Here is a 2,187-nt window from a genome sequence, read left to right as displayed (position 1 = left end):
GAGCAGCGGCACGGTGACGCCCATCGCGAGCAGGCCGAGGCGGCATGGCACGTGCCACAGCCGGTCGGTGAGCGGCACCCGCAGCCGCAGCCCGATCGCGAACAGCGACACGAGCAGCGCGACCTCGACGATCTCGCGCAGCAGCCGCGCATCGCGGCCGATGTCGAGTTGCAGCAGGCCGGCGCCCGACGGGCCGAGTGCGACGCCGAGCGCCAGGTAGATCATCGCGGCGCTGCACGGCAGATGGCGCAGCGCGGACGTCGCGACGCCCATGCCCATCAGCACCGCGCCGACGATCAGGTACCAGAGCGTTTCGTGCATGTGCGCCGTCGCGGCAGGCCTATCGCGTGGCCGTGCGCGTCAGGGCTTGCGGCCGAACGCTTCGCGCAGTTTCCGCTTCGCGCGGTCGAGGGTCGCGCGGCGCGTTTTCGGCAGGGTGCGGCCCGCGCGGTTCACGTAGAAGTTCAGCATCGACATCGCCGACTGGAACGGCGACGCGTGGCGGCGGCGGCTGTGTTCGGCCGAATGTTTCAGCGACGCGGCGATCGCGGCCGGATCGTCGGATTTGAAGATGCCGGGCTCGACGTCGAGCGCACGGTCTTTTTGCGTGACGCCGGCGGACCAGCGCTTGCGGTGTTGCGGGTCGATGTCGCGGGCGCGGCCCGGGTGCCGCGTCAGGCGCTTGCCGTGCGAGCGGGAAGCGGTAGCAGAAGACATGGTGTGGGCTCCATGGGGGTTCACGGGGACGGAATACCGGCGTTGGCGGCGCAAACCGCGTGCCGCGCAACGCCTGTCGCCAGTGCGACGGACCCGTGCCGAAGACGGCACGGGTGTTGCTGGAGAACACGGGCAGGACATGCGATCCCGCCATCACGCAGGAGGACATCATGCAATCGCATTCCCGGATCTGGCTGGAGAACGACGAGATCGACAACGACGCCGACGATCTCGATACGACGGTCCATGTCGACGTCGCCACGGGCAGGATCATGTTTCAGGCGGCGTGGGCCGAGGCGGCCGACCCGCCGCCCGAGACCGTCGGGCATTCGGTCGTGCTCGTGCTCGATTGCGAAACGATGGAGCGCTACGCGGATCTCGACGAAGGCACGCGGACGCGCGTGCACGCGATCCTGCACGACACGGTGGAGGACCTGCTCGACCGTCTGCCCGACGAACACGTGACGCTGACGATCGAGCTGACCGATGCGATGCTCGATGCCGCGCGCCGTCTGCAGTAACCGCGTCGATTGGCCATGCAAGCCCGTTCATGCGAAGAGGCTTGCCGGCATGCGGCTTGCCGCGCGATCGGCACGGCATGACACGACGCGTGCTGTCACGCCGATGGAGGATTTCATGAGCAGCAGGCTGGATCATTGGAAGGTAGCCGTCGGCGCGGTCGGCGGCTTCATCGAGAAGGCCGGACCCGGCGAACGTCGGCGTGTGCTCACGGCCGAAGGCGCGCGGGCCGGTCGCTATTCGGCGCGGGGCGCCTGAAACGATGCCGGCCGATTCCGCCCGCAGCGTGACGCTGGTCGACGAGCCGCCCGTGTTCGACGGTGCCGAGCTGCAGTTGCGTTTCGTCGTCGACGTCGATGGCGAACTGCAAACCTGCGCGATCACGGTCGAAGCGCTGGAAGACCATTTCGGCGCGCAGTCTGCGCTGGAGGCCGATCTGCGCGATGCGTTCGAGCATGGCCGCGCGCGGATCGAAGCCGCATGCGCGGAAGCGCTGGCCGACGGCAACGCCGGCGTGGTGCTGCACAGCGGCGATTTCCGTGCGCCGGCGGGCCTGTCGCGGTCGCGGCGATCCTGACCCGACTGCGGTTCCCCGCGCGTTGTGCTCCGACCCGCGTTCGGCATTACACGCCATTGAAAACTTTGCACCGGCCGCCGGCCGGCACCCGGTGCCACATCGCGCCGCACGCAGGTCGCGCCGGCGGAGGATGCCTCGCGCAAGCCGGCACGATCCCTGCATGAGTTTCTATGCGCCGGTGCGCACCTCGCGCAGCCGCCAACGGGAAACGAGCATGCTGTCCGCCCATGAATTCGCCACGCTGTTACTGGTGCATCGCGCACCGGAGCAGCTCCAGATCGACCGCGAGGATGTCGTCGCGCTGGTCGAACGGCACCTGATCGTGATGCAGTACGACGCCGCGTCGGGCGAGCACCGGCCCGCGCTGACGGCCG

The 2,187-nt window shown here is 69.0% G+C and carries 4 protein-coding genes and 1 pseudogene; 3 read left to right on the top strand and 2 right to left on the bottom strand.

What is annotated here, in order from left to right:
* Together G3N99_RS38905 and G3N99_RS38900 are read right to left on the bottom strand one after the other, a co-directional pair.
* A pseudogene (locus tag G3N99_RS38905) lies at window positions 1-321 on the bottom strand (cation transporter); the annotation flags it as partial.
* 39 nt (window positions 322-360) lie between these two features.
* A complete protein-coding gene (locus G3N99_RS38900; protein WP_174948084.1) occupies window positions 361-717 on the bottom strand; it encodes a DUF3175 domain-containing protein in 357 nt (118 codons plus the stop codon).
* 170 nt (window positions 718-887) lie between these two features.
* Here G3N99_RS38900 and G3N99_RS38895 point away from each other — a divergent pair, with 170 nt between their 5' ends.
* From G3N99_RS38895 to G3N99_RS38885, 3 genes are all read left to right on the top strand, one after another.
* Window positions 888-1,238: a hypothetical protein gene (locus G3N99_RS38895; RefSeq protein WP_206125052.1), complete on the top strand. Its 351-nt coding sequence runs from the start codon at window positions 888-890 to the stop codon at window positions 1,236-1,238.
* A gap of 115 nt (window positions 1,239-1,353) precedes the next feature.
* The gene (locus G3N99_RS38890) at window positions 1,354-1,494 is read left to right on the top strand and encodes a hypothetical protein (RefSeq protein ID WP_206125051.1); all 141 of its coding nucleotides are present in this window, start codon (window positions 1,354-1,356) and stop codon (window positions 1,492-1,494) included.
* Between the two features lie 4 nt (window positions 1,495-1,498).
* A complete protein-coding gene (locus G3N99_RS38885) occupies window positions 1,499-1,813 on the top strand; it encodes a DUF1488 domain-containing protein (protein ID WP_206125050.1) in 315 nt (104 codons plus the stop codon).
* The last annotated feature ends 374 nt before the right edge of the window (window positions 1,814-2,187 follow it).

Origin of the sequence: Burkholderia sp. Ac-20392 (genome assembly GCF_017104585.1) — a bacterium.
Taxonomy (GTDB): domain Bacteria; phylum Pseudomonadota; class Gammaproteobacteria; order Burkholderiales; family Burkholderiaceae; genus Burkholderia; species Burkholderia lata.
The sequence above is the reverse complement of the archived record's forward strand: the minus strand, read 5'-3'. Positions and strand labels throughout refer to the sequence as shown.

What these genes read in the sequence shown, in the direction of transcription:
- G3N99_RS38895 (WP_206125052.1), top strand. Translation starts at nt 888, where the DNA reads ATGCAATCGCATTCCCGGATCTGGCTGGAGAACGACGAGATCGACAAC.
- G3N99_RS38900 (WP_174948084.1), bottom strand. Translation starts at nt 717, where the DNA reads ATGTCTTCTGCTACCGCTTCCCGCTCGCACGGCAAGCGCCTGACGCGG.
- G3N99_RS38890 (WP_206125051.1), top strand. Translation starts at nt 1,354, where the DNA reads ATGAGCAGCAGGCTGGATCATTGGAAGGTAGCCGTCGGCGCGGTCGGC.
- G3N99_RS38885 (WP_206125050.1), top strand. Translation starts at nt 1,499, where the DNA reads ATGCCGGCCGATTCCGCCCGCAGCGTGACGCTGGTCGACGAGCCGCCC.